Raw genomic sequence first — 5,710 nt, 5'->3', positions numbered from 1 at the left:
GACGCCGGGCTGGCCAGCGCGGGCCCCGCCAGCAGGACGGTCAGGGCGGCAGCGCGCACGGCGCGGCGCAAGGTCAGTCTGGTCATTGATTGTCCCCCAAGTCTGGCCGGCAACCTGCCCCAGGCGTGACGTGACCGCAACCGCTTCAGGTCAGGCGCTGCGCCCAGTGCGGCGCCAGCGGCCCGGCGGCAAAGGCGGCGCGGTCGAGCGCGTAGGTGAGATGGGTGACGGGGCCCGTCGAAAGCTGGGCGGTCATCTGCCGGTCGGTCAGCGCCGCGCCGATGCGGGTGATGGCTGTGCGGCTGCGGATGTTGGTCTCGCCGATCAGGAAGATCACCTGCTCCATCACCTCCAGCGCGTGGCCGACCATCAGCGCCTTCATCACATGGTTGGTCTTGCTGCCCCAATGGCGGCGGACCAGGAAGGTCCAGCCCACCTCCACCTCGCCCGCCTGGGCGCGGCCGAAATCGAAGCGTGAGGAGCCGATGATGGCGCCGCTGTCGGGTTCCACCGCCACCAGCATGCCACCGCTGGCCAGGCCTTCGTCGAAAAAGCCGCGGAACACCGGTTCCTGCCAGCGGTCGTTGGCCGGGTGGCCTTCCCAGATGCCGGGATCATGGGCGGCGGCAAACAGCGCCGGCCAGTCGGCCGCCGTGGCCGGAAGCAGCGTGAGGGCAGGGTGGTGCAACGTGGGCTGCCGATCGAGCATGGCGGGGGCCTCAGGCTCTCATCAGGGCGAAATGGGTGGCGGCGTGGATGGCCACGCCAATGCTGCCGCCGATCAGCGTGCCATTGATGCGGATGAACTGCAGGTCGCGGCCCACGGCCTGTTCCACCTTGTCGGTCACGGTTTCGGCATCCCAGCTGCGCACGGTTTCGGACACCAGCTTCACGATTTCATCGCCATGGGTCTTGGCAAGGCCCGCCACGGCGCGGCGCAGCGCCGTGTTGAGCCCAGCCTTCAGCGCCTGGTCGCCCTCGATGCGGGTGCCGAGCGCGAGCAGGGCACCGCCCAGGCGACTGCCGGCCGGTTCTTTCAGGCTGGCGGCCAGCGTTTCGCGTGCCGCTTCCCACAGGCCCTGCACCCAGCTGGCCATGGCCGGGTTGGCGAGCAGATCATCCTTGAAGCCTTCGACGCGCTCCTGCGCCTCAGGGAAATGCCTCAGATCAAACGTCCACTGCTTGAACGCCTCGACCAGTTTCTGGCGCACCGGGTGGTAGGGATCATGCTTGATCTCGACCAGCAGCCGCTGCACCGAGGTGATCATCGTCGAAGACAGGCTTTCATCGGCGCCGGCCAGCCGCAGCAGCCAGTTGGTGCGTTCCGCCACCATGCCGCGGATGGTGGGCGCTTCATCAACGATGGTCGCCAGCCCGAAATCCACCGCAGCATCGATCAGCAGCTCGTGGCGGCCGCCGGCCACCAGCGTGTCCACCGCATCGGCAATGATCGGCGACAACCGCATCGATTGCAGCCGGCCGCGCGCCAGATCCTCCACCGCCTGGGCGATCGACGGATCGTCCAGTCCCTCGATCAACTGGCCGACCAGCGGTGCCAGGCCCTTCTTGCGGTTGGGGCCAGCCGCCGGCGGCGCCGACAACCAGCGCGCCAGCACGCCGGCCAGATCGGCATCGTCCAGCCGGCGGGCGACGACCTGGGGCTTGAGGAAATTGTCTTTCAAGAACAGCGCCAGCGTGTCGCCCAGCCGGTCCTTCTGTTCGGGGATGATCGCGGTGTGCGGAATCGGCAGGCCCAGCGGCCGGCGGAACAATGCAGTGACAGCGAACCAGTCCGCCAAGCCGCCGACCATGGCGGCTTCGGCAAAGGCACGCAGCCAGTGCATGCCGGGGAAGGCGGCCGGCCAGGTCAGGCAGACAAGGAACAGCACGGCCATCGCCGCCAGCAGCGACGTTGCGAGCAAACGCATCCGGTGGAAGGGCGATTCCGGCAGCAGGCTGTTCAGGACGTTATCACTCCGCAGGCGAGACGCCCGGCAGCTTAGCAGCCCCTTCGTTGTTGGTGAACCAGCGCCGCATTCGCGGTGCCAGCCATTCTTCCACCGACACCGCGATCGAGAAACCGGCCGGCACGATGATCAGGGTGAGGGCGGTGGAGACGATCAGGCCGCCGATCACCACGATGCCCATCGGCGCGCGCCACGAACCGTCGCCGCCCAGCGCCAGCGCCACCGGCATCATGCCCGCCACCATCGCGACGGTGGTCATAACGATCGGCTGCACGCGCTTGTGGCCGGCTTCCAAGATGGCTTCCATCTTCGGCACGCCCTTGCTCATTTCCTCGATCGCCATGTCGACGAGCAGGATCGAGTTCTTGGCGACGATGCCGAGCAGCATGAGCAGGCCGATGAACACCGGCATGGAGATGGCATTGCCGGTGATCAGCAGCGCGATCAGGCCACCCAGCGGCGCCAGCAGCAGCGACATCATGTTGACGAACGGCGGCAGCACCCGCTTGTAGAGCAGCACCAGCACGGCGAACACCATCACGATGCCGGCGATGACGGCCAGGATGAAGTTCTGGATCAGTTCACCCATCCACTTCTGCATGCCCAGCTTCACCTTCTCGACGCCGGCCGGCAGGGTCTTCAGGCTGGGCAGCTGGTCCACCTTGGTCTGCACTTCGCCGGTGACAAGGCCGGGGGCGACGTCGGCGCCGATCAGGATGCGGCGCTGCTGGTTGTAGCGGCGGATTTCGGTGGGGCCGGCGCCAAAGCTGACCTGGGCGACGACCTTGAGGGGCACCGTGCCACCACGGCTGGTCGGCACCGGCAGATTCTCGATGGTCGACAGGCTGCGCCGCGCGGACTCGGCCAGCGCCACCCGGATCGGGATCTGGCGATCGGCGATGCTGAACTTGGCGACGTTCTGATCGATGTCACCCAGCGTGGCGATGCGGATGGTTTCCGACAGCGCGGCCGTGGTCACGCCCAGTTCGGCGGCGAGATCGAGCCGCGGCTTGATGGTGATTTCCGGCCGCTGCAGGCCACCTTCGATGCGGGGCTGGCGCAGTTCCGGCATGGCGCGCATTTCGGCCACCACCTTCTGCGCCGTGCGGTCCAGCACGTCGGGATCATTGCCGGTAAGCGTGATGCCGATATCGCGGTTGCCCGGCATGCCGCCACCCTGGGAGGCAAAGCCGATGCGGGCATCGGGGATGGCCGCCAGCTTGGGCGCCATCGAACGCTCCCACTCGATGCGGTGCATGGAGCGCGACTTCTTCAGCGTCAGATAAATGTTGCCGCTGCCGACATCGACATCGGCAAAGGCCAGCGCCAAGTCGGGCGAGGATTCGAGCACATTCACCGCCTTGTCGACCACGGCCTCGGTCTGGTCGCGCGTCACGCCGGGCGGCAGGGCGATGGTCACCTGGCTGTCGTCGTTGTCGGTGTCGGGCTGGAAGGTCTTGGGCAGCGCGATGAACAGCACGATGGTGAGCCCCAGCGCGACGCCGCCGATGCCGAACACGGTCTTGAAGCGGTTGACCAGCGCCCAGTTCAGGATCTTCATATAGCGGTCGATCCAGCCGGCGGTGCCGTGATCGGCCTCGCCATGGCTCTTCAGGAAATAGGCGGCCAGCATCGGGGTGATCAGGCGTGCAACGGCCAGGCTGATCAGCACCGACACCGCAACGGTGGCGCCGAAATTCTTGAAGAACTGGCCGGAAATGCCGGGCATCAGGGCGACGGGCAGGAACACCGCGACAATCGACATGGTGGTGGCGACGACGGCCAGGCCGATCTCGTCGGCCGCGTCCATGGCGGCCTGATAGGCGGATTTGCCCATGCGCATGTGGCGGACAATATTTTCGATCTCCACGATCGCATCATCGACCAGCACACCGGCCACCAGCGACAGCGCCAGCAGCGACAGCTGGTTGAGGCTGAAGCCCAGCCAGGCATCGAGGAACCAGAAGGTGGGCACCGCCGACAGCGGGATGGCCAGCGCCGAGATCAGGGTGGCGCGCCAATCACGCAGGAAGATCAACACCACCAGCACGGCGAGAATGGCACCTTCGACCATGGCGTCGATGGCGCCATGATATTGATTCTTGGTGTAATCGACCGAGGTGAAGATCAGGCGGAAGCTGACCTTGGGATATTGCGTGCGGAGCTTGTCGATCTCCTTCACCGCCGCGTCATAGACGGTGACGTCAGACGCGCCCTTGGCCTTCCCAAGGCTGAAGCTCAGCACCTGGCGGCCGCCCAGCTTGGAAATGCTGCGCTGTTCGGCATAGGCATCGCGCACCTCGGCAATATCGCCAAGGCGGATGCTGCGGCCGGGGCCGAGGTTGATCTGGGTTTCGGCCAGGCCATTGGCATTGCGGGCGTTGCCGAGCACGCGCACAGACTGTTCGGCACCGGCAATCTCGGCGCGGCCGCCGGCGGCGTTGAGGTTGACCTGGCGCAGCTGCGCGTTGACCTGGCTCGCGGTCACGCCATAGGCCTGCATGCGATCGGGATCGAGGATGACGCGAATCTCGCGGTTGACGCCGCCGGAGCGCTTGACCTGCGCCATGCCGGGAATGCCGAGCAGCCGCTTGGCCACCGTGTTGTCGACGAACCAGCTCAGCTCCTCCAGCGTCATCGCGGTGGATTCGACCGAGAAATAAGCAATCGGCCCGCCCGCCATGTCGAGCCGGTTGACCTGCGGCTGCAGGATGCCCTGCGGCAGATCGGAACGGATATTGGCGACCGCATCGCGCACGTCGTTGACGGCGCGATCGATCGGCGTGCCGATGGCGAACTGCACCATGGTGCGGCTCTGGCCTTCCGACACGAAGCTGTTGACTTCATCGACGCCGGTGATGTTGCGCACCGCCGCCTCAACGCGCTGCGTCACCTGGTTTTCCAGCTCGGCCGGGGCGGCGCCCGGCTGCGCCACGATGATCTGGGCGCCGGGGAACTCCACGTCGGGCTGGTTGTTGATGTCCATCGCACGGAACGACAGCACACCGGCCAGCAGCAGCAGGGCAAACAGCACCAGCGGCGGCACCGGATTCTTGATCGACCAGGCAGAAACGTTGCGCATCAAACTTGCCTCTGTTCAGCCGGTTCAGCTTGATTTGCTGAGCACCGGCTTGACCTTGTCACCCGGCTTCAGGAAGGCGCCGGCGCTGGCCACCACCTTCTCGTTGCCGGTCAGGCCGCTGGCGATGCCGACACCGGCGTCGCTGATGGTGCCCACCGTCACGGCGCGGCGTTCCACCTTGCTGTCCTTGCCCAGCACATAGACGAAATTGCCCTGGCCATCGGCGAGCACCGCCGATTGCGGCAGCAGCGGCCTGCTGGCTTCGCCGGCATTGATGCGGGCGCGGGCAAAGGCGCCGACACGCAGGCCGGGCTGATAGGCCAGCTGGATGCGCACGATGCCCTGGCGGCTCGACAGGTCGATGACCGGATCGATCAGCCAGACGCGGCCGGTATAGGTGTTGACCCCGCCCACCGGGGTGACTTCCGCCGGCTGGCCAATCTTCAGGCGCGCCATGTCCTGTTCGGACACCTGGGCGCGCATTTCCAGCGCGCCGCCTTCGGCGAGACGGAACAGCGGACCGGTGCCGGGGCCAACCACCTGGCCGGTTTCGACATTGCGCGCCAGGATCAGGCCGGCCGCCGGGGCCCGCACGTCAAGCCGGTCTGCGCGTTCACGCGCTGCGGCCAGCTGGGCGCGCGCCACGCCAACGCGGGCGTTG

The 5,710-nt window shown here is 66.8% G+C and carries 4 protein-coding genes; all 4 read right to left on the bottom strand.

Annotated features, from left to right (window positions below):
- Positions 1–145 precede the first annotated feature (145 nt).
- On the bottom strand, positions 146–709 hold the full coding sequence (locus tag GJ693_RS13265) for a GNAT family N-acetyltransferase (RefSeq protein ID WP_156256763.1): 564 nt from the start codon (positions 707–709) through the stop codon (positions 146–148).
- A 10-nt stretch (positions 710–719) separates the two neighbouring features.
- On the bottom strand, positions 720–1,928 hold the full coding sequence (locus GJ693_RS13260; RefSeq protein WP_156256762.1) for a DUF445 domain-containing protein: 1,209 nt from the start codon (positions 1,926–1,928) through the stop codon (positions 720–722).
- Positions 1,929–1,971: 43 nt separating this feature from the next.
- On the bottom strand, positions 1,972–5,049 hold the full coding sequence (locus tag GJ693_RS13255) for an efflux RND transporter permease subunit (RefSeq protein ID WP_156256761.1): 3,078 nt from the start codon (positions 5,047–5,049) through the stop codon (positions 1,972–1,974).
- A gap of 24 nt (positions 5,050–5,073) precedes the next feature.
- A partial coding sequence (locus GJ693_RS13250) for an efflux RND transporter periplasmic adaptor subunit (protein ID WP_156256760.1) occupies positions 5,074–5,710 on the bottom strand: 637 nt, incomplete at its 5' end.

Source organism: Sandarakinorhabdus oryzae (genome assembly GCF_009733735.1).
Taxonomy (GTDB): domain Bacteria; phylum Pseudomonadota; class Alphaproteobacteria; order Sphingomonadales; family Sphingomonadaceae; genus Sandarakinorhabdus; species Sandarakinorhabdus oryzae.
Note: the sequence above shows the minus strand (reverse complement) of the source record. Positions and strands in the feature narration are given on the sequence as shown.

Excerpts from the sequence above, each read along its gene's own strand:
- GJ693_RS13255 (WP_156256761.1), bottom strand. The coding sequence starts at position 5,049 with ATGCGCAACGTTTCTGCCTGGTCGATCAAGAATCCGGTGCCGCCGCTG.
- GJ693_RS13265 (WP_156256763.1), bottom strand. The coding sequence starts at position 709 with ATGCTCGATCGGCAGCCCACGTTGCACCACCCTGCCCTCACGCTGCTT.
- GJ693_RS13260 (WP_156256762.1), bottom strand. The coding sequence starts at position 1,928 with ATGCGTTTGCTCGCAACGTCGCTGCTGGCGGCGATGGCCGTGCTGTTC.